23 protein-coding genes are annotated in these 21,690 nt (G+C 57.3%); 7 read left to right on the top strand and 16 right to left on the bottom strand.

Annotated elements, in window-relative coordinates:
* Positions 1 to 200 (bottom strand): hypothetical protein (locus JWR17_RS24420; RefSeq protein ID WP_299835644.1); only part of this gene is annotated, 200 nt, incomplete at its 3' end.
* 292 nt (positions 201 to 492) lie between these two features.
* Between JWR17_RS24420 and JWR17_RS24415 the strand changes: the two genes are divergently transcribed.
* The 3 genes from JWR17_RS24415 to JWR17_RS24405 are packed head-to-tail and all read left to right on the top strand — an operon-like array spanning position 493 to position 1,089.
* Entirely contained in the window at positions 493 to 660 is a 168-nt protein-coding gene (locus JWR17_RS24415; RefSeq protein ID WP_299835642.1) for a hypothetical protein, read from the top strand.
* A gap of 19 nt (positions 661 to 679) precedes the next feature.
* Entirely contained in the window at positions 680 to 907 is a 228-nt protein-coding gene (locus JWR17_RS24410) for a hypothetical protein (RefSeq protein ID WP_299835640.1), read from the top strand.
* Positions 904 to 1,089: a hypothetical protein gene (locus JWR17_RS24405; RefSeq protein WP_299835638.1), complete on the top strand. Its 186-nt coding sequence runs from the start codon at positions 904 to 906 to the stop codon at positions 1,087 to 1,089. The genes JWR17_RS24410 and JWR17_RS24405 overlap by 4 nt, the downstream gene beginning before the upstream one ends.
* A 57-nt stretch (positions 1,090 to 1,146) precedes the next feature.
* Here JWR17_RS24405 and JWR17_RS24400 read toward each other — a convergent pair whose 3' ends face one another.
* Complete coding sequence (locus JWR17_RS24400) at positions 1,147 to 2,121, bottom strand: sensor domain-containing diguanylate cyclase (RefSeq protein WP_299835636.1); 975 nt, start codon at positions 2,119 to 2,121, stop codon at positions 1,147 to 1,149.
* A 2-nt stretch (positions 2,122 to 2,123) separates the two neighbouring features.
* The gene (locus JWR17_RS24395) at positions 2,124 to 3,122 is read right to left on the bottom strand and encodes a response regulator (RefSeq protein WP_299835635.1); all 999 of its coding nucleotides are present in this window, start codon (positions 3,120 to 3,122) and stop codon (positions 2,124 to 2,126) included.
* Positions 3,123 to 3,378: 256 nt separating this feature from the next.
* Between JWR17_RS24395 and JWR17_RS24390 the strand changes: the two genes are divergently transcribed.
* Together JWR17_RS24390 and JWR17_RS24385 are read left to right on the top strand one after the other, a co-directional pair.
* The gene (locus JWR17_RS24390) at positions 3,379 to 4,146 is read left to right on the top strand and encodes a 2OG-Fe(II) oxygenase (protein ID WP_299835633.1); all 768 of its coding nucleotides are present in this window, start codon (positions 3,379 to 3,381) and stop codon (positions 4,144 to 4,146) included.
* Between the two features lie 78 nt (positions 4,147 to 4,224).
* Positions 4,225 to 5,487: an arsenic transporter gene (locus tag JWR17_RS24385; RefSeq protein WP_299835631.1), complete on the top strand. Its 1,263-nt coding sequence runs from the start codon at positions 4,225 to 4,227 to the stop codon at positions 5,485 to 5,487.
* A 21-nt stretch (positions 5,488 to 5,508) separates the two neighbouring features.
* On the opposite strand, the gene glgP is transcribed toward JWR17_RS24385, so the two are convergent.
* The 12 genes from glgP to JWR17_RS24325 form a co-directional block, all read right to left on the bottom strand.
* Positions 5,509 to 8,025 carry an alpha-glucan family phosphorylase gene (gene glgP / locus JWR17_RS24380; RefSeq protein WP_299835629.1) on the bottom strand — a complete coding sequence of 839 codons (2,517 nt, stop codon included), beginning with the start codon at positions 8,023 to 8,025 and terminating at the stop codon, positions 5,509 to 5,511.
* A gap of 71 nt (positions 8,026 to 8,096) precedes the next feature.
* Positions 8,097 to 10,598, bottom strand: a complete 2,502-nt coding sequence (locus tag JWR17_RS24375) for a phosphoketolase (RefSeq protein WP_299835627.1) — start codon at positions 10,596 to 10,598, stop codon at positions 8,097 to 8,099.
* Between the two features lie 54 nt (positions 10,599 to 10,652).
* Positions 10,653 to 11,876: an acetate/propionate family kinase gene (locus JWR17_RS24370; protein WP_299835625.1), complete on the bottom strand. Its 1,224-nt coding sequence runs from the start codon at positions 11,874 to 11,876 to the stop codon at positions 10,653 to 10,655.
* Between the two features lie 375 nt (positions 11,877 to 12,251).
* Positions 12,252 to 13,925, bottom strand: coding sequence for an MlaD family protein (locus tag JWR17_RS24365; RefSeq protein ID WP_299835623.1), 1,674 nt, complete (start codon positions 13,923 to 13,925; stop codon positions 12,252 to 12,254).
* A gap of 55 nt (positions 13,926 to 13,980) precedes the next feature.
* Positions 13,981 to 14,583 carry a membrane integrity-associated transporter subunit PqiC gene (locus tag JWR17_RS24360; RefSeq protein WP_299835621.1) on the bottom strand — a complete coding sequence of 201 codons (603 nt, stop codon included), beginning with the start codon at positions 14,581 to 14,583 and terminating at the stop codon, positions 13,981 to 13,983.
* Positions 14,584 to 14,588: 5 nt separating this feature from the next.
* Positions 14,589 to 16,283: an MlaD family protein gene (locus JWR17_RS24355; RefSeq protein ID WP_299835619.1), complete on the bottom strand. Its 1,695-nt coding sequence runs from the start codon at positions 16,281 to 16,283 to the stop codon at positions 14,589 to 14,591.
* Complete coding sequence (locus JWR17_RS24350) at positions 16,276 to 16,890, bottom strand: paraquat-inducible protein A (protein WP_299835617.1); 615 nt, start codon at positions 16,888 to 16,890, stop codon at positions 16,276 to 16,278. Before JWR17_RS24350 ends, JWR17_RS24355 begins: the two co-directional genes overlap by 8 nt.
* A complete protein-coding gene (locus JWR17_RS24345) occupies positions 16,887 to 17,498 on the bottom strand; it encodes a paraquat-inducible protein A (RefSeq protein WP_299835615.1) in 612 nt (203 codons plus the stop codon). Before JWR17_RS24345 ends, JWR17_RS24350 begins: the two co-directional genes overlap by 4 nt.
* 180 nt (positions 17,499 to 17,678) lie before the next feature.
* Positions 17,679 to 18,104, bottom strand: a complete 426-nt coding sequence (locus JWR17_RS24340; RefSeq protein WP_299835613.1) for a 3-isopropylmalate dehydratase — start codon at positions 18,102 to 18,104, stop codon at positions 17,679 to 17,681.
* Positions 18,105 to 18,196: 92 nt separating this feature from the next.
* Positions 18,197 to 18,751, bottom strand: coding sequence for a TetR/AcrR family transcriptional regulator (locus JWR17_RS24335; protein WP_299835612.1), 555 nt, complete (start codon positions 18,749 to 18,751; stop codon positions 18,197 to 18,199).
* 30 nt (positions 18,752 to 18,781) lie between these two features.
* A complete protein-coding gene (locus JWR17_RS24330) occupies positions 18,782 to 18,952 on the bottom strand; it encodes a hypothetical protein (RefSeq protein WP_299835610.1) in 171 nt (56 codons plus the stop codon).
* An 80-nt stretch (positions 18,953 to 19,032) separates the two neighbouring features.
* Positions 19,033 to 19,740, bottom strand: coding sequence for a glutathione binding-like protein (locus tag JWR17_RS24325; RefSeq protein WP_299835608.1), 708 nt, complete (start codon positions 19,738 to 19,740; stop codon positions 19,033 to 19,035).
* 93 nt (positions 19,741 to 19,833) lie between these two features.
* Here JWR17_RS24325 and JWR17_RS24320 point away from each other — a divergent pair, with 93 nt between their 5' ends.
* Entirely contained in the window at positions 19,834 to 20,451 is a 618-nt protein-coding gene (locus JWR17_RS24320; protein WP_299835606.1) for a TetR/AcrR family transcriptional regulator, read from the top strand.
* On the top strand, positions 20,444 to 21,136 hold the full coding sequence (locus JWR17_RS24315; RefSeq protein WP_299835604.1) for a glutathione binding-like protein: 693 nt from the start codon (positions 20,444 to 20,446) through the stop codon (positions 21,134 to 21,136). The genes JWR17_RS24320 and JWR17_RS24315 overlap by 8 nt, the downstream gene beginning before the upstream one ends.
* A gap of 48 nt (positions 21,137 to 21,184) precedes the next feature.
* Here JWR17_RS24315 and JWR17_RS24310 read toward each other — a convergent pair.
* On the bottom strand, positions 21,185 to 21,690 hold a 506-nt coding region (locus JWR17_RS24310; protein WP_299835602.1), incomplete at its 5' end, for a carbon starvation CstA 5TM domain-containing protein.

The following is a 21,690-nucleotide window of genomic DNA, read 5'->3' as shown; positions in this document are numbered from 1 at the left end:
CCGCCAGGGCCAAAACGGAGAAAGGCTTCTTTGTGCAGCAAGTCCCCCAAGTCAATGTTCCGACCACGGCTAACCAACTCGACGGTGATGGCGTACGGCGTGCTGACCGCCTCGTACCCCCTAAACGTGAGCACCTGCAAGCCAGGGTTTTCAATGCCCTTGATACTCAGCGTAAACGTCGGGGTAGTGGCCTGAGGCATGGGCGGAATCTCCACATCAAAAAGATGCGGCAACTCTGCGGGACTGTGCCTTTAACGGCTATCGGGGGGAGCCAACACAAGACGTAGGATGCGTCCTGCAAGCAAGTAATCCGAGGCCTACCGATGCTCGCCGTATAGCAAAAAACAGTAGGCAATCACTTGTAGAACTTCTAACTTACGTCGTTCCCGCTGTTTTGTGCGCCAAAATTCTAGATCGCCTGTAGACGTTGGCGAGACAGTGGACGCGAGGTGCCTGTTACACGCAGTGCTGCTCACATCGCCAGGAAGGACCTTGAAGCGCGATCCAGACATGCCGTCAATGAACAGCTGGCATCTGGGACTTACCCAAGCGATCTTTCAGAACCTTACCGACGTCGAGTCATCGTCACAACTTCAAGCCAACGATCCCCACGGTTCCCCTCGGGTTCGCCTGACCAAACCACGGAGTGACGACTTCTGATGTCCAGGGCTATATCTACATGGAGCACCCCGAAACCGGCCAAATCATTACGTCGGGCCGCTTGGTCGTGGTCAATGGGCAAGGCGAGTTCACTTACGATCCCGATTACGTTGCCAGCGGCAACTGGGTACCCGACCCAATTCGTTACCCGCTGCGCAGAGACATTTGGTCCGATCAGCAAGGGAATTCCCGGGCTCATCCCCGCCTAATCTGGCGATGGCTGTCGGCCGCCAGGGCCGCGCAGTGAGCCGCGCCAACCTGCTGAGTCATAGCGCGCACTTTGCTTTGAAGGCCGATCAAGCGGCGGCAGTACTGTCGGAGGTCATTAGTTGGGACGCTGAATTACGAGCGCATTATGAGCGCACACTCAAACGTACCGAACTGGCATTCGCCCTCGCCGCCATTGGGTCATCCCGTATTAATGCGTAGACACCGCAACTGACTGACGAAGAAGCGCAACACATCGCCTCGCCAACAAGCTAGCGCTTACAGAACGCGCTGGGGTTCGCGCTCCCAGGCCGAAACCCGGTTGCGGCCGTTTTCCTTCGACACATACAGCGCCTGGTCGGCCCGTTCGATCAAGTGTTTGTAGTCTGGAACCGGCTGACTCAAATCAGCCACGCCGAGGCTGATGGTACAGCGGATAGACTTGCCGTCATGTATCACTTCCTGGGCTTCCACGGCTTTGCGCAGACGTTCTGCGAAGGTGACCCCACCGGCCAACGAAGTGGCCGGCAATAACACCGCAAATTCTTCTCCGCCATAACGTCCGGCAATATCGAGGTCGCGGATATGTTCACGTATGGTATCGGACACGCACCGGATCACCTTGTCGCCCGCTTGGTGTCCATGGGTGTCGTTGACGCGTTTGAAGTGATCAATGTCGAACATCACCAAAGTGGTAGGCGTGTCGTAGCGGCAATGGCGAGCGTATTCAAGTTTGACCGACTCTTCCCAATGACCCCGGTTGTACAGCCCGGTAAGTCGATCGGTACTCGACAGCACTTGTAGCTGGCGGTTGGCAGCCTGCAGTTGGTGGGCATGGGTGGCGACGCCCGTCACGTCGTAGATCACCAGGCAAATATGGCTGATATCACCCGTGATCGAGCGTAACGGGAACAGCGTGGTGTTCTGGTACATGAAATCTTCCTGGCCGGTAATCGGCTGGTAGTTCTTGAAATGCACCAGGTACGGACGTTGTTCCCAAATGGTGAAGGCCGGCGTGCCAAGGGTCAGCACGCTCTCGATTTTCTTGCTGAACCAGGCCTGATTGACCTCCGGAAACAAGTCAAAAAAGGATTTGTCATGGGCCTCGCTGGGCACAACGCCAGAACGATTTTCCATGAAGGTGTTCCAGACCTGGACCTTATAGTCTCGGTCAAATACGACGATACCTACGTCGATGCTTTGGGCAATGGTCAATAGCCAATGCAGCTCTTTCATATCGATGCGGTCGTTCATGGTCAGCTCATCACGTAAGCAAGTTTTTTGGTGAGCCGATCTACCGAGTCTTCGGTGAACAACAGCAATAGATCAAAATGAACATTGTGACCTTCCAGGCTATAGCTGAGCTCTACCGCCAGCGTTCTCTTCCAGCGCCGCTGGTTAACCCGGATCAGCTCTTCAATGCCACCCTGGGTACCCAGTACTTGTGGATGGCCTTGGGAAAACACCACGTCAATTTGCTCGGCAATACCCGTCAAGCAGGCGCCAATCAGGATGGTTGACAAGTCCAGGAGCATTTCCATGTCGGAATAATCAACGGAGTCCCGCTGCATCAGATTCGCCATGTCGGCGATTTCAGAGCCATGGAAAATCAACAGCGCCTCACCGGCGATGCCGCCGCCGATATACCCCTGGCAAACCGCCGTCAATTGCTCGCCGCTCTGCGCATCGGCCAACGCCATGTGCAATTCGCCGACCTCGAGCATATTCACGTTCGGCAGCGGCAAATGCACGAACACCCCGAGCACCCGCGCCAACAACGCAGCCGCGCGGCCCATGGCGACGTTAATCACTTCCCGAAATGCATCCTGAAAGCTGGTCGCGGGCACAGCGCTTGGCTGGAGCACGGCGCCTACTCTTTTCGACTCGCCAAGTATTCCCAGATCCGTCAGCAGGTTTTTCAACTGTAGCGGTTCAACCGGCTTTTTCAGGAAGGCCAACGCCCCCAACTCCATGACCCGGCGTACCGCCTCAGTTTGAACATCGCCGGAAATGACAATGACCTTGGCCTGCAATTGCTCGTCACGGATAGCCGCCAGCACCTGATAACCGTCCATCTCGGGCATTGTCAGGTCGAGCAGAACCACAGTTGCCACCCCTTGGCGGATGGCAGCAATGCCTTCCTTGCCGTTGGTCGCCAACGTTACCGACACATCCCAATCGGTGGGTAATGCCCTCAATAGCTGCTTACGCGCCATATTGGAGTCGTCGCATATCAGCAGGGGAATGGTGGGCATCGTGCTCTTGTCTCACTGCATAAAGAGTTTCAGGTCAGGGCCAGCGCGCTGATGCACCGTTGGAGTGCGAAGTGTCTATCCATTGAGAGCGGAGTAATCAGGCCAGCTCGTTTTAAAAGCCGTCCTTATAACCGCATGTTCTTGCGCTATGCAATATCTGTGCAAATTGGCGATTAATTCGACCGCAACTGCCGGAGTGTTATCCAGCCGTTGCTTTCATATGATCGGCACAGCCCATTATTCAGTGAATATCACCATGAGCATTGACCTTCTCTCGTTTAAAACAAGTGCCGAAACTGCGCTGAATGTAGCGTCTACTTCATCGATTCAGCGGATATCGTCATTGAACTGGACGTCGATACGTCTCGAGCTTGAGCTTAACGGGTATGCCATTGTTTCCAAACTGTTACTTGCCGAAACGTGCGAGCATTTGGCGTCACTCTATGCGCAGGAGGCACTTTTTCGCTCCCGGGTAATAATGGCAAGGCATGGCTTTGGCAAAGGCGAGTACAAATACTTCAGTTACCCACTGCCCAGTTTGGTCCAGAACATGCGCAGCGGTTTCTACCCGTACCTGGCGTCAATTGCCAATGACTGGAACGAGCGAATGCAAATTCCCGTGCATTACCCGCCGACCCATGAAGCCTTTATTGATCGCTGCCATGCCGCCGACCAACGGCGCCCTACTCCGCTGCTTTTGCAGTACGCCACCGATGATTACAACTGCCTGCATCAGGATCTGTACGGCGAACAGGTTTTCCCCCTACAGGTAGCGGTATTGTTATCCGCGCCCAATACCGATTTCACCGGCGGCGAGTTGGTCTTGACCGAACAGCGACCCCGCATGCAATCGCGCCCCCATGTTGTGCCGCTCACTCAAGGCGATGCTGTGCTATTTCCAGTGTCGAATCGACCGGTACAAGGCACGCGGGGCTACTACCGAGTTAACATGCGCCATGGCGTCAGTCGCCTGCGCTCTGGTCAACGCCATACCCTAGGGATCATTTTTCACGACGCAACGTGATACAACGTCAGGCAAACGGAACCTGGCAACGCTGTTGGTTTCCCGGTTCGATGTTTTGCGCGCAATTTAAGGATAGGCATGCCTGGACTCGATCCAAACTCCGTCATCTGGATCGTCGCCGCAGTGGCTACTGCCGGGATTATTTTTCGACCGTGGCGGGTGCCTGAGTATGTCTGGGCCTTGACTGCCGCGGTGTTATTGACGGGCCTGGACTTTATACCCTGGCATTCTGCGCTGGGGGCGATTGCCCAAGGTATCGACGTTTACCTGTTCCTGATTGGCATGATGGTGCTCGCCGAATTGGCGCGTCAGGAAGGTTTGTTCGACTGGCTGGCCATGTACGCCGCGCAGCATGCCAAGGGCTCCGGGCAGCGGTTGTTTGACCTGGTGTTCCTGGTCGGCACGCTGGTCACGGTGTTTCTCTCCAACGACGCCACCGCCGTCGTTCTCACGCCAGCGGTGTATGCCGCTGCCAAGGCCGCCAAGGCCAAGCCGCTGCCTTACCTGTTTGTGTGCGCCTTTATCGCCAACGCGGCGAGCTTCGTTTTGCCGATTTCCAACCCTGCCAACCTGGTTGTTTTCGGCAGCCATATGCCGCCGTTATCGACTTGGTTGTGGCACTTTACGCTGCCGTCGATAGCGGCGATTAGCCTGACGTATGTCGCGCTGCGCTTGAGCCAGCGTAAATACCTTGGTCAACCATTGGAAACAGTCATTACGCTGCAACCCCTGTCCAGCGGCGCACGCCTGACAGCATTCGGCATTCTGCTCACCGCCGTCGTGTTACTGCTGGCATCGGCGTTTGACTTGCCACTGGGACTGCCAACGTTTTGTGCCGGCATCACAACCGCCAGCCTGATTCACCTGCGACAGCGCATGAACCCGATGCCAGTGCTAAAAGGCGTCTCGTGGTCCGTGTTGCCGCTGGTAGGTGGTTTATTCGTGCTGGTCCAAGGGCTGACGCAAACTGGGGCAATCGACTCCCTGGCGCAGCATCTGGCGACCGTTGCCGAGCGCTCTTCCGAGCAAGCGACATGGGGTGCCGGAATGTTAGTGGCAGTCGCCAGTAACCTGATCAACAACCTGCCCATGGGATTAATAGCAGGCTCCGTGGGGCATATTGCCCAATTGCCGACCCACGTCACTAGCGCGCTGCTGATAGGTGTCGACCTTGGGCCTAACCTGTCCATTACCGGCTCGCTGGCGACGTTGTTATGGTTGATCGCGGTACGGCGCGAGGGAGAACACGTCGGCCCTATGGACTTCCTCAAGGTCGGAATTGTGGTGATGCCCCCGGCCTTGATCGGCGCCTTGGCAGCGTTATCCGTCAGCGGCAGTTAAGCCGCTGATTCAGCCCTCAACTCAGTCTCGCCAGGCAATCAGTCCAACCTCCAGCGGCACCGCCAATCCAGCGCCGTCACTGGCGATTACCCGAGCCGTGTACGCCTGAGCGGGACGGTCATCGGGCACTTCGGCTCGATACAGCAATAGTCCGTCGGCCTGCGCCGCCTGGTCGAGTTTCAAGTCGAAAATGCCTGCTTCCTCGCCATTCAACCCTTCCGTGTACAGTTGCACACGCACCCAGGACGGGGACAATCCAGGGAGGTCCATATGCAGCGTCACGGCATAACGCCCCGCGTGGGGTTGCATTTCCAGCTGCAGAAAGCGAATGCCACTCCAGTGCGCACGTAATTGTTCATGATCCTGTGTCAGTTGCAGTGCCAACTGACTGCCGTTGCCCGCCCGAAGGCGGTAAGCACACGCGGCGGGCAGATAGTACCGTTCGGTATATTCACGCACCGCGCGGTCCGCTGAGAATTGGGTCACCAGGGCGGCCATGCTCGCCCGCATACGGCGTATCCATTGCCCCGGAATGCCGTTGGCGTCGCGCTCATAAAAGGCCGGCACCACTTGGCTTTCCAGCAGGGCGTAGAGCTGAGCGGCATCGACGCCATCATAGTCTTCACCGTGCTCAGCACCGTCACCAATGCCCCAACCCACCTCGTTAGTGCACGCTTCGGCCCACCAGCCATCGAGCTGGGACAGGTTCAACCCACCATTGGCCAAGACCTTCATGCCGCTGGTGCCGCTGGCTTCCCACGGACGACGCGGGGTGTTGACCCACACATCAACTCCCTGCACCAGGTGCCGAGCGACACGCATGTCATAGTCTTCGAGAAACGCCACGCGCCCATTGGTTTGCGGACGAAGAATGAACTGCTGCCAATCGCGAATCATCTGCTGCCCAATGCGATCAGCCGGGTGCGCCTTGCCAGCGATGAGCAACTGCACCGGCCGGGTTGGGTGATTGAGTATTCGCAGTAAACGCTCGGGGTCTAGCAGCAGCAGGTTGGGCCGTTTGTAAGTAGCAAATCGACGGGCAAAGCCGAGGGTCAGAATATGCGGATCAAATGCCTGGCCCGCCGACTCGATGACCTCCAGCGACGCGCCGTGAACCGCTTCACTGCGCGCGAGATGGGTACGCACGAATTCGAATAGCAGCGCCCTCGCCTGTTCGCGTAACTGCCACAGTTGCCCGTCATCGACCTGTTCCACCAAGTCGCTGACCCGCGACTCGCTGGTGCCGCGCCACGGTAGGTCGTCGCCATGCAAGGCTTGCCAATGGGCTTCGGCCTCCAGCGACACCCAGGTCGGCAAGTGCACACCGTTGGTGACATGCCCAATGGGCACCGCCGCGTTTGGCCAGCGCGGAAACAGTGGCTGAAAAATGTGCCGACTGGTTTCGCCGTGCAAGCGACTCACGGCACTCACCGCACCGGCACAATGGGTTGCAAGGAAGGCCATATTGAACAGTTCGCCCGCATCATCGCCCCGTTGTCGGCCCAAGGCCAATATGGCCGACAACGGTTGGACAAGCTCATGTTCGACGTAACGTCCGAGGTATTTGCTAATCAGTGTCGCGGGAAAACGATCGAATCCGGCTTCCACCGGCGTGTGCGTGGTAAACAGGTTACCGGCACGGGTCGCCGTCAGAGCCACATCAAAACTGACCTTATTGACCTGCATGTAACTGCGAGCGCGTTCAAGTACCGCAAAGGCGGCATGCCCGTCATTCAAGTGGAGCACCTCCGGCACGTAGCCCGCCGCTTCCAGTAGGCGCCAACCACCAATACCCAAGACCATTTCTTGGCGCAAGCGCATTTCCACATCGCCGCCGTACAACTCTCCAGTCAGCAAGCGCACCGGCGGCGGATTGGCCGGGTCGTTGCTGTCGAGCAATAGCAATCGATTGTGACCGACGGTGGCTTGCCAGCCGCGCAACCACACGGTCAAGCCGGGCATTTGAATCGCCAGGCGCAACAGACTGCCGTCGGGCCGCAACAGCGGCTCTATGGGCAACTGCCGCGTGTCGTTGACCGGATACAGCGCTTGCTGATCACCCTCGGCACCGATTTCCTGACGGAAATAACCGTGTTGCCAGAGCATCCCGACGGCCACCACTGGCACCCCCAGATCACTGGCGGCTTTCAGTTGGTCGCCCGCCACATTACCCAGCCCGCCTGAATAGATGGGCAGCGCCTCGCTGAGCATATACTCCATGGAAAAATAGGCGACTTGATGCAAGGCCGTATCAGCGTGTTCACGCTCGAACCAGGTGGGCTGCGCCAGGATTTCACGATGGGCCTCGGCCACCTCGGTAACCCGCGTATGAAAGTGGCTGTCGGCGAGCATCAGGCCGATTTTTTGCTCGGAAACTGCATTCAATACCAGGCACGGGTTATGGGTCAGTTCCCACAACTCAGCGTCCAGGCTGCGCCAAATATCGTCGTTCAAACCGGACCAGCGGACAGTTTGATCAAACGCCAATTGACGCAAGGTGTCGATGTTTGTCTCTAGCGAAGATCGGCGAGCAGGCATGGATTGACCCTGGGTGGAGTGGCAAACAGACGCAGTGACCAAGCCCCAGCCTGATCACCGCTCAGCGTAAGTCAGGCGTCGGTGAAGGTCTGACCGCGTGTGTGCCCCTTGGCCAATGGCGGTGGACTGTCCGGTTGACTGAAATCAGCCGTCCAATGCCAGTTGCGAATTTCCGGCATGTCCTCGAAATGCTCGCGAATATACGTGTGGTGCCGACGTAGCTGGCTTTCGAAATAGCTCATGGCGTCCAGGCTGTGGGAGCGCAAGCGCGGCACATGGCTCAAGGCATCGATGGCGAGCTGATAACGGCTCATGTCATTGAGCACTACCATGTCGAACGGCGTGGTCGTGGTGCCGCGATCGGAGAAGCCGCGGACATGAAACCGCGCTTCGTTGGCACGACCATGCACCATGGAGTGAATGACCCAAGTCGAGCCATGAAAGGCGAACATCACCGGCGCCTCACGGGTGAACAGCGCTTCGAACGACACCTGATCTATGCCGTGTGGGCGGGTTTGCGGGCTGCTGAGTATGCCCAGGTCCACCACATTGACCAAGCGCACGCGAATTCCCGGCACGTGCTTTTGCAGGAGCCAGGCCGCCGCCACGGCTTCAGTGGTCGGCACATCCCCAGCGCACGCCAGCACCACATCAGGGTCGTCGCCGCCATCGTTACTGGCGAAATTCCAGATCGATGCGCCTTGGGAGCAGTGCTTGAGCGCAGCGTCGAAATCCAGCCACTGAAAGTCCGGTTGCTTGCCACAGGTGACCACGTTTACGTAATTGCGGCTGCGCAGGCAATGATCGAAAACGTTAACCAGGCAGTTCGAGTCGGGCGGGTAATACACCCGAACCACGTCCGACCGGCGTTGCAGCACGTTGTCGACGAAACCGGTGGATTGGTGGCTAAACCCGTTGTGGTCATTACGCCAGGCGTGGCTGGTGAGCAGAATGTTGAGCGAAGCCAGCGGCCGCCGCCAGGCGAACTCACGGGTTTGCTGTAGCCATTTGGCGTGCTGGGTGACCATGGAATCGACTACTTGGGCAAACGCTTCATAGGTTGACCACATGCCGTGGCGGCCGGTGAGCAGATAGCCCTCCAGCCAGCCTTCGCACAAATGTTCACTGAGCACTTCCATGACCCGGCCATCGACGGCCAAATGGTCATCGATCTCCAGGATCGGCCCGGCCGCCGTGCGGTTGGTGGCCTCGAAGACGGCATTCAGACGGTTGGAATTGGTTTCATCCGGACCGAACACTCGAAAATTGTCGGGGTTGCTGCGAATGATGTCCCGCAGGTATTCCCCCAACTTGCGTGGGGCTTCGGCAATGACTTCTCCAGGCCCCGGCACCTCCAGCCCATAATCGGCAAAATCGGGCAGGTCCAACGCCACCAGCTTGCGGCCACCGTTGACGTGGGGAACGGCACCCAAGCGCAAGGCTGACGGCGGCGTCAATGCCCGCAGTTCCGGCACCAATGCGCCATTTTCATCAAACAGTGTTTGCGGTGAATAGCTGCGCATCCAGCTTTCAAGCTGTGCCAGGTGTTCAGGGTTTTGGATGACATTGGCCAACGGCACCTGATGCGCACGAAACGTGCCTTCGACTGGCATACCGTCGACGACCTTTGGTCCGGTCCAGCCCTTGGGACTGCGCAAAATGATCATCGGCCAGCGGGATCGCTCGGCCAAGGTCTCTCCCCGCGCACGCTGCTGAATGGCGCGAATTCCCGCATAGCAGCTATCGAGCGCTGCTGCGAAGCGTTGGTGCATACCGGGCAGGTCGTCCCCGGCGACAATAATGGGCTCATAACCGCGCCCCTGGTACAAGGCAATCAAGTCGGCGTCGTCAGTGCGCGCTTCCACCGTAGGGCCGGAAATCTTATAGCCGTTGAGGTGCAGAATCGGTAGCACAGCGCCGTCGTACACTGGATTAAGGAAACGGATACTCTTCCAGCTGCCTTCCAGCGGGCAGGTTTCCGCTTCGCCGTCGCCGATGACACATGCCACCACCAGATGCGGATTATCGAATGCGGCTCCAAAGGCGTGGACCAGCGAATAGCCCAGCTCACCGCCTTCGTGCAGTGAATTCGGGGTGTGCGGCCCGCAATGGCTGGGCACACCGCCCGGCGTCGAAAAGCTGCGAAAAAAGCGCAGCATCCCCGGTTCATCGGCGGTGATCTCAGGGTGAACGTCGCTGTACGTGCCTTCTAGCCAGGCGCACGCATTCAACGTTGGTCCGCCGTGGCCGGGACCGGAAATGTAGATCATTTCCACATGTTGCTCGCTGATCAGCCGGTTCAGGTGCACATAGATAAAGTTTTGACCGGCTGATGTGCCCCAATGCCCCAACAACCGAGGCTTGATATGGTCGACGGTCAACGGCTCACGCAATAACGCATTGCCCTTGAGGTAGATCTGGCCGACGCACAGGTAATTGGCGGCGTCCCAATAGCGCTGCATCTGCGCCAATAGCGGGGGCGACAGCGGGCCGCTGTTGATGACGGGCAGTTCAGTCAGGGGCGCGGTGGCTGGGTTGTCGGCGCTGGACAGCTGCGGGTTGAAGATATACATGGCGACTCCAATGGATAAGCGATGTAAAACCCTCGAGCAGTGGCTCGAGACTGACTAGGTATTCAGCAGCTGTAAGGTATGACGGGCGATCACGTGGTCTTCGTCGGTGGGGATCATCCAGGCGGCAACACGGCTGCTGGACTGAGACAGAAACGGGCCATCCACCTGATTCGCCTGCTCGTCGACTTTCATCCCGAGCCAGGCGCAACCTTCGATAATTCGGGCGCGCACGCTGGCTGAGTGTTCGCCGATGCCGCCGGTAAACACCAGCGCATCCAGACCACCCAACACCGCAGCGAAAGCGCCGATTTCGCGCACGATGGTGTGCACATACAGATCGATTGCTTCTTTCGCCGCCGGTTCCTGGCTGGCCGACAACTCGCGCATGTCGCTGGATATGCCGCCGGAAACGCCGAGCAGTCCGCATTCGTGATACAGCAGGTGCTCTAGCGCTTCGGCAGTCATGCCACGTTCACGAAGTAAATACAGCAGTATTCCGGGGTCAAGGTGTCCGGGCCGAGTGCCCATCAAGATGCCGTCCAGCGCAGTGAAACCCATGCTGGTCGCGCAGCTGCGGCCGGCGCGCAGCGCACACAGGCTCGCGCCGTTGCCGAGGTGGGCGACGATAGTCCGACCTGCCGCCGCCCGCCGGTCATAAGCGGGCAGGACGCTGGCGATGTATTCGTAAGACAGGCCGTGAAAGCCATAGCGACGGATGCCCTCCTCACTTAACCCACGAGGCAGTCCGTACAACGTTTCCAGGCGGCCGAGGGAATGATGAAAAGCGGTGTCAAAACACGCCACCTGGGGTAAGTGCGGGTGTTCCCGTGCAAGAAAACGGACCGGTGCCAGGCAGGCCGGCTGATGCAGCGGAGCAATGGGTATCAATGCTTCCATTTCATCCATCACCGACGAGTCAATCAGGGCTGCGACGTGTGTGCGGGTGCCACCGTGGACAATTCGATGGCCGGCGGCAAACAGGCGCTCACCGGTATGCTGCTCAATCCACTGGATCAGTTTTCCCAGCGTCTCATCGCTGATGGACTCCTCAAACTGAGGCCACCGCTGTTCAACGTCAGTATCATTGCTGGCCTCGCGAAAGCTGAGTCGATAATGATCCCCATGCTTTTCAAGGCTGCCATTGCCCATGGCCACGGGCTGTCCCTGGTCGTCAGAATCGGCGCTGTACACCGAGAACTTGATGCTTGACGACCCCGCGTTCACCACCAGTAGCAGCCCGGCGCGAGTCCGATTTGTTTCAACTACCTGCTGAATCATTCGATCTCCCCGGTCGTCGCACAAACCCTCTTGAGACAGAATTACTGTGGCGGCTTTTAAGCGACCATGGCAGTCAGTTATAGCAGGACGCATTTTTTCGACCATTGATTTGGATCAAGGGTCATTCGTAGTAGGAAATAAATCGTAGCGAGGGATGCAGGACCGAAGCTGCTTAGGAAGCAGGCGACACGGTGTGTCAGATCCTGACGCAGTGCCCGCCCTTTGCGAACACGCTCGTCGGCACTGTGGACTGGCGTAAATTTCACGCCATAAACAGAATCTGTAGCAGCCAACGTGTTGGCGAAGGGCCTTGATGCAGCGTGCCAGGTCTGACGCCTCGCCAACACGTTGGCCCCTACGGGGTTAGCGTTTTGTTCAGTCTGGCTCAACGTCCCGAGAAGACGACGGCGAAGACTTGTAAGCGTCGGGTTGGGCGGCTTGCATGCGTCCACGAATCAATGCTTCAGGGTGCCGGCCAATGAAATCGGTGAGCACGCGGACTGAACGAGCGGTACGTTTCACCTCCTGCATGGCCTGACCCAACTCCTGACGCTGGGGAGAATTTTCGGCAAAACTCTCGTCAGCCGATGCTAAGGTCTTGCGCGTCTGTATCAACGTATCGCGCATTTGGGGCAGCACATTGCCATTAACTTGCTTCAAGGTTTTCTGCAGTTCGCCCAGGCTACCGTTGAGGTTGTTGGCGATCTGCTCGATGGGCAGTTTGCTGATCTTGTCCACCACCTGCTGCAATTGTTCCTGAAGCTTGTCCAGGCTGGCTGGCACAGTAGGCACCTGGGCAGGCCAGGCGTTAATGTCGAACGTCACCGGAGTCGCACCGGGGACGAAATCCAGCGCAATGTAGAGCTGTCCAGTCAGCAGGTTGCCATTTCGCGCCTGGGCGCGTAGTCCTCGGCCGATCAACTGGCCAATGACTGCAATCGCACGGGACTCATCGTCCTTACCCGGCTGCTGCAACAGTTTTTGGTGGGCCTCGCCCAACCTGCTGGGGTAAATCACCGCACCGACTATGGTCGGAAAGTCTTTTTTATCAGCGTCGTAGTCAAGGTCAACCGACACCACGCGACCCAGCGTGACACCATGGAAATCAATCGGTGCATTCACCGCCAGGCCACGCAACGGTTGATCGAAACGCATGCGGATATAGCGTTGCGGACCGTCCGGCGGCGCCATGGCAGCGTCCTGATCGGCGAACAATGGAAATTGGGTATTTTCTTCAGCTAATTCTTTATCCGGGCTGTATTTGGGTTCGACGAAAGCTATCCCCCCAGCCAAAATCGACGACACCGATTGAGTGTTCACCTTCAGTCCTTCGGCACTCAAGCTTATATCGACACCACTGGCGTTCCAGAAACGTGAATCACGGGTGACAAACTGGTCATTGGGCGCATTCACAAATATCTGCACATCGACGCCCTTACCGTCAGGGGAAAGTTGGTAAGACACCACTTGGCCCACGGTGATTCGGCGATAGTAAACCGCCGAGCCGATGTCCAGCGATCCTAGCGAATCGGTTCGCAGAGTGAAACGCGTGCCCTTCTCTCCATAGGTGACCGGCGGCGGCGTTTCGAGTCCCACGAAATCTTTCTGGACCTTGTCCGAGTCACCGGGGTCCGCGCCGATGAATGCGCCCGACAACAAGGTATCAATGCCCGAAATACCGTTAGCCCCTATTCGCGGTCGCACCACCCAAAAACGAGAACCCTGGGTGGCGAAGGTTTTTGCCGAGGCGTCCAGAGCGATGTTTGCATCGACGTGATTGCGGTCTTTACTGAGGGCAATCGCGGTGACTTTGCCAATTACGACGTTTTTGTATTTAACCTGAGTCTTGTTCGCCTCCAGGCCTTCGGCGGTCTGAAAGGTAAGCGTTATTTCCGGACCCGCTGATATCGCGTTGTGCACCATCATCGATAAACCGACCAAGGCAGCCACGATGGGCACGATCCACACCAACGAGACGTTGAAACGTCGATGTTTAACGTTGGGAGCACCCGGTACCGGGGCGGCGGCAAAGTTTTGAGAGTCGGGCATCTTTAACCTCTACACGCCGGGGGCGTTTGCGGCCAGCGGTTGCTGACCGCATCGATCAAGGGCAACCCACGCCGGGATCCTGCGCCCAGGTACGTGCCGTACCTGCAATTACCGCGGCCAACTGTGCGATGACTTGTTGATGAGCCATGATCACGTCTTGCACCTGCGCGCCTGCTGGTTGGCGAAGGGTTGAACTGCACGTCAGGCTACGACGTGGCTCGGTACTAACCCGACGACTAAGACTCCACACTACATCGATCAGCGCGTACTGGCCTGGCACTGAATCGAAGCGCCGAACATCGGTTTGCAGCGAAACAACGGGGCGGTCGGATACCTTGGGCAAGCCCTCGAGGTTTCGTGTGCCTAACCGTAGCTCAAGCTGGTTGGCCAAGGCGTCATGGAACTCATCGGCAAGCGGTGCGCTCCAGCGTTCAGTTTCCAGGATCGACAATGCCCCGCTGTTGAGCCTTACAACGACCTGTGGCTGGTCGACCTGGACCGGAATAAGCACGGGCTGCATTTCGAACTGGAACGGGGCTACGGCGCCCGTGGCCCGAGCGCCGTTGGCGGTCGGCACCAGGGTGTAATAATGGGTGGGCGCCGAGACACAGGCGGCCAGACCCAGTGTGGCAAACAGCGCGAGAAAGCGACATGTCATGGAACTCATTCCGGTACAACCTCACGAGAAGATGCAGGCGACGACTTATTGCCGTCGGGCTGGGCGGTTTGCACCCGTCCGCGAATTAACGCTTCAGGATGCCGCCCGAGGAAATCGGTCAATACCCGGACCGAGCGGGCGGTACGTTTCACCTCCTGCATGGCCTGCCCCAATTCCTGACGTTGCGGAGAATCTTCAGAGAAACTGCTGTTGGCCGAGGCCAGGGTTTTTTTGGTCTGCACCAGCGTGTCGCGCATTTGCGGCAGTACGTCGCCATTGACCTGCTTCAAGGTTTTTTGCAGCTCAGTCAGGCTACCGTTGAGGTTATTGGCGATCTGATCAATTGGAAGTTTGGCAATCTTGTCGACGACTTGCTGCAGTTGTTCTTGCAGTTTGTCCAGGCTGCCTGGAATGGTCGGTATATCCAGCGGCTGTGCGGTGGAATCAAAGGCAACCGGTCGGGCGTTCGGAACAAAATCCAGCGCAATGTACAACTGGCCGGTTAATAAATTGCCGCTACGGGCCTGGGCGCGCAGTCCTTGCTTGACGAATTCAGCCAGCAACGCCTGGGTACGCAGATCATCGGTTTTGTCCGAACCCGTTTGTTTTAGCAGCGTCTCGTGGGCCTTGCCTAGACGGTTAGGGTAGATCACAGCACCGATCATGGTTGGAAAGTCTTTTTTCTGCGCGTCGTAGTCGAGGTCAACTGACACCACGCGACCAATATTGACCCCGTGAAATTCGACCGGAGCATTGACCGACAGGCCACGTAACGGTTGGTCGAAGCGCATGCGAATGTAGTGCGGATCACCGTCGGCGGGGGCCATGGCAGTTTGCTGGTCGGGGAACAGCGAGAACGCCGCGTCCTCGTCGGCTACCACTGAATTGGGGCTGTACTTGGGTTCGACGAACGCAATGCCACCGGCGAGAATCGAAGACACCGATTCGGTGTCAACCTTCAGCCCGTTGGCGTCCAGACTAACGTTCACGCCGCTGGCGTTCCAGAAGCGGGTGTCCTTGGTGACGAACTGGTCGTTGGGCGAATGAACGAAAATCTGCACGTCGACGCCTTTGCCGTCTTCGGACAGTTGATAGGCAACCACTTGGCCCACCGCAATACGCCGGTAATAAACATCCGAACCAATGTCCAGGGAGCCAAGGGTATCGGTGTGCAAGGTATAGCGCTTGCCCTTCTCGCCATAGGTCACCGGCGGCGGTGTCTCAAGGCCGACGAACTCCTTTTTTGCCTCTTCGGACTCGCCGGCATCCGAACCTATGAAGGCACCGGAAAGCAAGGTATCGACGCCCGAGATCCCGTTGGCGCCGATCCGTGGGCGTACCACCCAGAAACGCGATCCTTCGGTAGCGAACGATTTGGCCGAGGCGTCCAGATCAATAGTGGCGTCGACGCGGTTACGGTCACCGCTCAAGGCAATCGCCGTGACCTTGCCGATTATTACGTTTTTGTATTTGACTTGGGTCTTGTTGACTTCAAGCCCTTCGGCGGTCTGAAAGCTGACCTTGATTTCAGGCCCCGCCGAGATAATGTTATGCGCCACCATGGACAGCCCGACCAACGCTGCCACGATGGGCACGATCCACACCAGAGAAACATTGAAACGACGGTGCTTGATCAACGGGGCGCCTGGAGAGGGTGAACCCGAAGTCGGGTCAACGGTGGAACGTGGGTGGTCAGACATCTTCAACCTCTGTGTCCCAGATAAGCCGGGGATCAAAACTGATGGCGGCTAACATAGTCAGGACCACTACCAAACCAAAAAACAAAATGCCCATGCGCGGGTCGACCGTGCTTAACGAGCGGAACTGCACCAGCGCTGCGATCAGCGCCACCACCAACACATCAAGCATCGACCAGTAGCCAACCACTTCGATCAGCCGATAAAGCTTCGCGCGCTCCCGTTGGGCCCAGCGGCTGCGGCGCTGGCAGGTAATCAGCAACGTTCCCAGCACCAGGAACTTCATGCAGGGCACCGCAACGCTGGCAATGAATATCAGTAGCGCCAGGTCCCAGGAGCCATCGTTCCAAAACTCCATGATGCCGCTCAATATGGTGTTTTCACTGCCGGCGCCAAACATGTTGGTGTACATCACCGGCAGCAGGTTGGCCGGGATATAGCAAATCAGACTGGCCAGTAAAAACGCCCAGGTGCGCGTCAAACTATTGGGCTTGCGCCGATGCACCGTAGCGTTACAACGAGGGCATTGCGCGTCGTTTAGCGAGCAGGCGCAACCGCAGGTGTGGCACAAGACCAGGTTCATTTCGCTGGCGTAGGGAGGGAGGTTCAAGGGATAACGCCTGCAAGATCATCCCACAGTCGGCGGATGCCTTTGCCCGAGATCAGGATGATCAGAACGGTCAGCATGCCCAGCGCCCATAAACCGAGGCCAGGATGCACGTCGAGCATGCCGGCCAGTTTCACGATTGCCACCAGGATACCCAGCAGACAGACCTCAAGCATGCTCCAGGGCCGCAGGTGTTCAAGGGTGCGCATGCAGGTTTTAAAGCCCGGGGCCGCGCGCCCAACCAAAGCGAAACTGAGTACCCAGCAGAGCAGGACGATTTGCAGGAACGGCGCGAGAATAATCGTCAGCCCTGCCACCGCTGCCATCGGGCTGATCTGTCCCTGGGCCAGCGCTTGCACCGATTGCCACAGGGTGGCCTGATTACTCAAGCCTTGCAGGCTGATGGAGATAACCGGAAACGCGTTGGCGAAGATAAACAACACGGCGGCGCTGATGGACAACGCCAGTAATTGTTGAATGCTCAGTTGACCGCCACGCCCGAGAATCGCCGCGCAGCGCACACACCGAGCGGTTTGGCCTTTGACCAACGCGGTGGACTGATAAACCGAGTCGCAGTGTTCGCAGATAATCCATGCTGGTGACGATGTCATAGGCTCGACTGATCGTGATGCAAATCCAATCCTTTTGGAGCCGGGCACCGCCGGCTAGTTCAAGGGCATACCTGCTTTCGTTGGGGCCTGTCGTTAAACAGCTCCGGGCGATGATTATACCGACCCGGATATTTTTCACCAGAACGCCAGTGCCGCAAAGACCGGGGTTTTTTAGCAAACTTATTGCGCCACAGGCAGGATTCCGAAACCCGTTGCCGAGTCACTGACAATCCGGAAACGTTGGCTGGAGCCGCTTTGCAGCTGGACAGCCAACTCACGGTGCAGCCGGCCTTTGCTGCACAATGATCCATCCTGTTCGTCGAGACCGATTCCCACAATGCGCGCGCCTGCTGGCACTTGAAAATGCGCCTCTTCGCCAACGCCGATGCGGGCAGCAACCTTGCGATCAATAGAGAATGCAACGTAGCAGCCGCCGCCTAGCATGCCAATATCGCGGTTCACGACAATCTGTCCGCCGTTAGCCACAGGCTGCTGAAAGGCCAACAAACGTTCAGGCGCAACCTGGGTCACCCTGTCAGGATCGGCAGTGAATGAAGAGCAACCAGCCAGCGACAATAGCGGTATGGCGATACAGATCACGCGCATTGAATCTTCCTTGAGCAGTCATCAGCAAAGAGGTTGCTGCAACTGTAGCCCAAGCACGCCCATCGACAAGCGTCTTGAACGTCTGCGAACGATCAAAGCCCGCAAAGCACCTGCATCAAGCTGGTAATCCTGGCGTCAGTCGCAAGGGCGCAACAGGCTAGATTCTGCTCAATGCAAATCCCCGAAAAAAACACCATCACCAGTTCGGCAATTGCACGAGGGTCCATCTTCGGCTGTTCAGCTTCTATGTTTTTGACCAACAAAGGCAGAAGCTGAGTCCGGACGCCGGTGACCAGCTCGTGTACGTCCGCTGACAGGTCACTGAACTCACGCATGGAATTCACCGAAAAACAGCCCTTCTGTCCGCTCGAGTGACCTTCCCCCAAGCGGATAAACGCTTCAATATTGCCCCAACCCAAGGGCTCGCTGACCATGATGTCGAGACCACCACGGGTTTGAAAATAAAAACGCAGGCTTTCCAGGAACAAATCTTCTTTGCCCTTGAATTCCGCATACAGCCCGGATTTATTAACGCCAGTTGCTTGTTCCAGGTCCTGCACGCTGGTTCCGGCGTAGCCATGTTGCCAAAACACTGGCAAGGCTTTCTCCAAAACACTTTCGCGGCTGAATTTTCTGGGTCTTCCCACGTTGCAAACTCCGAAAAAAACTTTTTGGTTCTAATCAATTGCATTCGCCGCCAGGGTAATCGATGACGCGATGCTGGTGTCGACCCTGATCACCAACGTCATGGGTTCTATCCGTCTGACGTCGGCTTGATCGAGCATCTCAAGCAACAAGAATCGGCCACGGTCGTCAACGTACAGGAAATCGCGGCTCCGTGGGTTCAAACCGAAATCCTTAACAGCCGCGGCGAGAAGCCGCGGCGAGAGCCACGCGCCAGAGACGGCGGACTTGCGCAGTCGCTGGCTTACTCCGCGTTTAGCGGATAGTTCGACGGAAACAACGCCTGCCGCGCTTGATCATCCATGACTTTTTTAAATGGATGGTCTTGCCCGACTGCGCGGGCGCGCTTTATTGCGGGACGTGCATCGATGGCCTGGAACCAGCGCTTAAGGTTGGGAAACGGTGCTAACGGATCGGCTTCGCCTTTCAATACACGCGGCGCTTTGTCCAGCCAACCCCAGGCGCAGATATCAACGATCGAGTAGCTGTCACCGACGATATAGTCCCGGCCTGCCAGACGATCGTTCAACACCTGATAGTGCCGTTCGATCTCACGACGGTAGCGATTTACCGCGTAGGCATTTCCTTCAGGCGCCGCGTATTGGAAATGCACCGCCTGGCCCGAAAAAGGTCCCAAACCGCTGCCGATAAAAAACAGCCAGGACAGCAACTCGGGCCTGTCGACTGGCGTGCCCATGAACTGCCCGGTTTTTTCGCCCAAATACAGCAAAATCGCATTTGAGTCGAAGACCGTCGCCTCCACACCGCCAGGACCGTCGGTATCGACAATGACCGGCACTTTGCCGTTGGGATTGATGGCTCGAAACTCCGCCGTGTGCTGCTCGCCTTTGCTGGTATCAACGGGCACTACCTCGTAGGTAAGCCCCGTTTCTTCTAACAGCAGTGCAACTTTGGCCGGGTTGGGTGTCGGGTGAAAATAGAAACGGATCATGGCGTGCCCTTTGTATTTTAGAACGATTGATTTAGAATAATGGGTAATGAAAAAAGGGGCAACGGTTGGTTCTCCCCCACGAGGAAGCATGCAATGGCTCGGCCAAGAGAATTTGATGAGGCAGCGGCTCTGGACGCAGCAATCTTGTGTTTCTGGGCGCGTGGCTACGAGGCGACATCAATTCGTGACCTTACCCGACACATGGGCATTACCGGCGCCAGCCTGTACAACGCGTTTGGCGATAAGCGATCACTCTATCAGCGCGCGCTGGATCACTATGTCGAGCACGGCTCTGTAGAGCGGGTTTCGCGACTCGAAGCCGACATGGCGCCCCGTCAGGCGATTGCCGCTTTCTTTGATGAAATCATCGAGCGTTCGCTGGGTGACCCCCAGCGCAAGGGCTGTTTACTGGTGAACGCAGCGGTTGAAGTTGCACCGCATGATTCCGGTTTTCAGAAAATAGTTGCCGATGTTCTGATCCAGATTGAAGGTTTCTTCCGCCGTTGCGTTACTGCCGGCCAGCGTGACGGCAGCATTTCCATTGCACAGTCCGCCGACGACCTGGCCCGTCTGTTATTGGGCCTGTTACTGGGCATCCGGGTGCTTGCCCGGGCGCGTCCAGAGCGAGACCTGCTGGAAGGTATGTTGCGCCCGGCCTTTGCATTGCTTGATTGCCATATTAGTGGACAGGAAAAAATCCCCCATGATTGAACTCTATTACTGGCCGACACCCAACGGCCACAAAATCACGCTATTTCTCGAAGAAGCCGGCCTGGCGTATAGCGTTCACCCAGTCAATATCAGCGCCGGTGAACAGTTCAAGCCGGAGTTTTTGGCCTTTTCACCCAACAACAGAATGCCCGCCATCATCGACACCGAACCCGCCGACGGTGGCGAGCCGATCAGCGTGTTCGAGTCTGGGGCGATTTTGTTGTACCTGGCGGAGAAGACTGGGCAATTTCTACCCAATGACGTGCGTGGACGCAAGACCGTGACGGAGTGGCTGTTCTGGCAGATGGGCGGTTTGGGGCCAATGGCCGGGCAAAACCATCATTTCGCACTGTACGCACCGGAGACGCTTCCATACGCGATCACGCGTTACGTCAGCGAAACCAACCGTTTGTACGGCGTGCTCAATCAGCGTCTTGTCGGGCGTGATTTTATCGGCGGCGATGACTACAGCATCGCTGACATGGCGGCCTATCCCTGGGTCGCACGATGGAAAGACCAACAGCAAAACCTCGATGACTTCCCGGACCTGCGTCGCTGGTTAGAGGCCATTGAGGGGCGCCCCGCCACCGTCCGCGCCTATGCCAAGGCCGGGCCTTTTTTGACAGATCGCAATCCATCAATAGATGCCAACTTGTTAGCGAGGCAAGCGACGCAGTTCATCTGAACGACTGCGTTGCTGCTTACATCGCCAACAAGTGGGTCCCACAAAAGATTACCGAGCTTCTGGCATCGCCTGGAACGGCGCTTCTTTGTCGGTACGTTCTTTACTGCTCCACGCCGCTATCCCCACTTTGATGGCGTAGAACATGATGCTGAACACCACGAACAAAAACAGTGCGGTCAACGTGGCGTTGGTGTACGCGTTGAAAATCACGTGCTGCATCTGATCGATGGTTTTCGCCGGTGCCAATACCTGACCAGCGTCCAGCGCCGTGCGGTATTTATTGGCCAAGGCCAGGAAACCCACCGCTGGGCTTGGGTCGAACAGCTTGATGTAACCGGCTGTAGTGGTGCAAATCAGCAACCAGACGGCGGGCAACAACGGCACCCAAATGTAGCGTTGGCGCTTCATTTTGATCAGAACCACGGTGGCAAGCATCAGCGCGATACCGGCGAGCATCTGGTTGGAGATACCAAACAACGGCCACAAGGTATTGATCCCGCCCAACGGGTCGATCACGCCTTGGTACAGCAAGTAACCCCACATCGCCACGCAAC

This window comes from Pseudomonas sp. (assembly GCF_028293835.1).
Taxonomy (GTDB): Bacteria; Pseudomonadota; Gammaproteobacteria; order Pseudomonadales; family Pseudomonadaceae; genus Aquipseudomonas.
The sequence above is the reverse complement of the archived record's forward strand: the minus strand, read 5'-3'. Positions and strand labels throughout refer to the sequence as shown.

Bases quoted from the DNA above. Each gene is read 5' to 3' on its own strand.
- JWR17_RS24410 (WP_299835640.1), top strand. From the start codon at position 680: ATGGAGCACCCCGAAACCGGCCAAATCATTACGTCGGGCCGCTTGGTC.
- JWR17_RS24400 (WP_299835636.1), bottom strand. From the start codon at position 2,121: ATGAACGACCGCATCGATATGAAAGAGCTGCATTGGCTATTGACCATT.
- JWR17_RS24395 (WP_299835635.1), bottom strand. From the start codon at position 3,122: ATGCCCACCATTCCCCTGCTGATATGCGACGACTCCAATATGGCGCGT.
- JWR17_RS24390 (WP_299835633.1), top strand. From the start codon at position 3,379: ATGAGCATTGACCTTCTCTCGTTTAAAACAAGTGCCGAAACTGCGCTG.
- JWR17_RS24385 (WP_299835631.1), top strand. From the start codon at position 4,225: ATGCCTGGACTCGATCCAAACTCCGTCATCTGGATCGTCGCCGCAGTG.
- glgP (WP_299835629.1), bottom strand. From the start codon at position 8,025: ATGCCTGCTCGCCGATCTTCGCTAGAGACAAACATCGACACCTTGCGT.
- JWR17_RS24375 (WP_299835627.1), bottom strand. From the start codon at position 10,598: ATGTATATCTTCAACCCGCAGCTGTCCAGCGCCGACAACCCAGCCACC.
- JWR17_RS24370 (WP_299835625.1), bottom strand. From the start codon at position 11,876: ATGATTCAGCAGGTAGTTGAAACAAATCGGACTCGCGCCGGGCTGCTA.
- JWR17_RS24365 (WP_299835623.1), bottom strand. From the start codon at position 13,925: ATGCCCGACTCTCAAAACTTTGCCGCCGCCCCGGTACCGGGTGCTCCC.
- JWR17_RS24360 (WP_299835621.1), bottom strand. From the start codon at position 14,583: ATGACATGTCGCTTTCTCGCGCTGTTTGCCACACTGGGTCTGGCCGCC.
- JWR17_RS24355 (WP_299835619.1), bottom strand. From the start codon at position 16,283: ATGTCTGACCACCCACGTTCCACCGTTGACCCGACTTCGGGTTCACCC.
- JWR17_RS24345 (WP_299835615.1), bottom strand. From the start codon at position 17,498: ATGACATCGTCACCAGCATGGATTATCTGCGAACACTGCGACTCGGTT.
- JWR17_RS24340 (WP_299835613.1), bottom strand. From the start codon at position 18,104: ATGCGCGTGATCTGTATCGCCATACCGCTATTGTCGCTGGCTGGTTGC.
- JWR17_RS24325 (WP_299835608.1), bottom strand. From the start codon at position 19,740: ATGATCCGTTTCTATTTTCACCCGACACCCAACCCGGCCAAAGTTGCA.
- JWR17_RS24320 (WP_299835606.1), top strand. From the start codon at position 19,834: ATGGCTCGGCCAAGAGAATTTGATGAGGCAGCGGCTCTGGACGCAGCA.
- JWR17_RS24315 (WP_299835604.1), top strand. From the start codon at position 20,444: ATGATTGAACTCTATTACTGGCCGACACCCAACGGCCACAAAATCACG.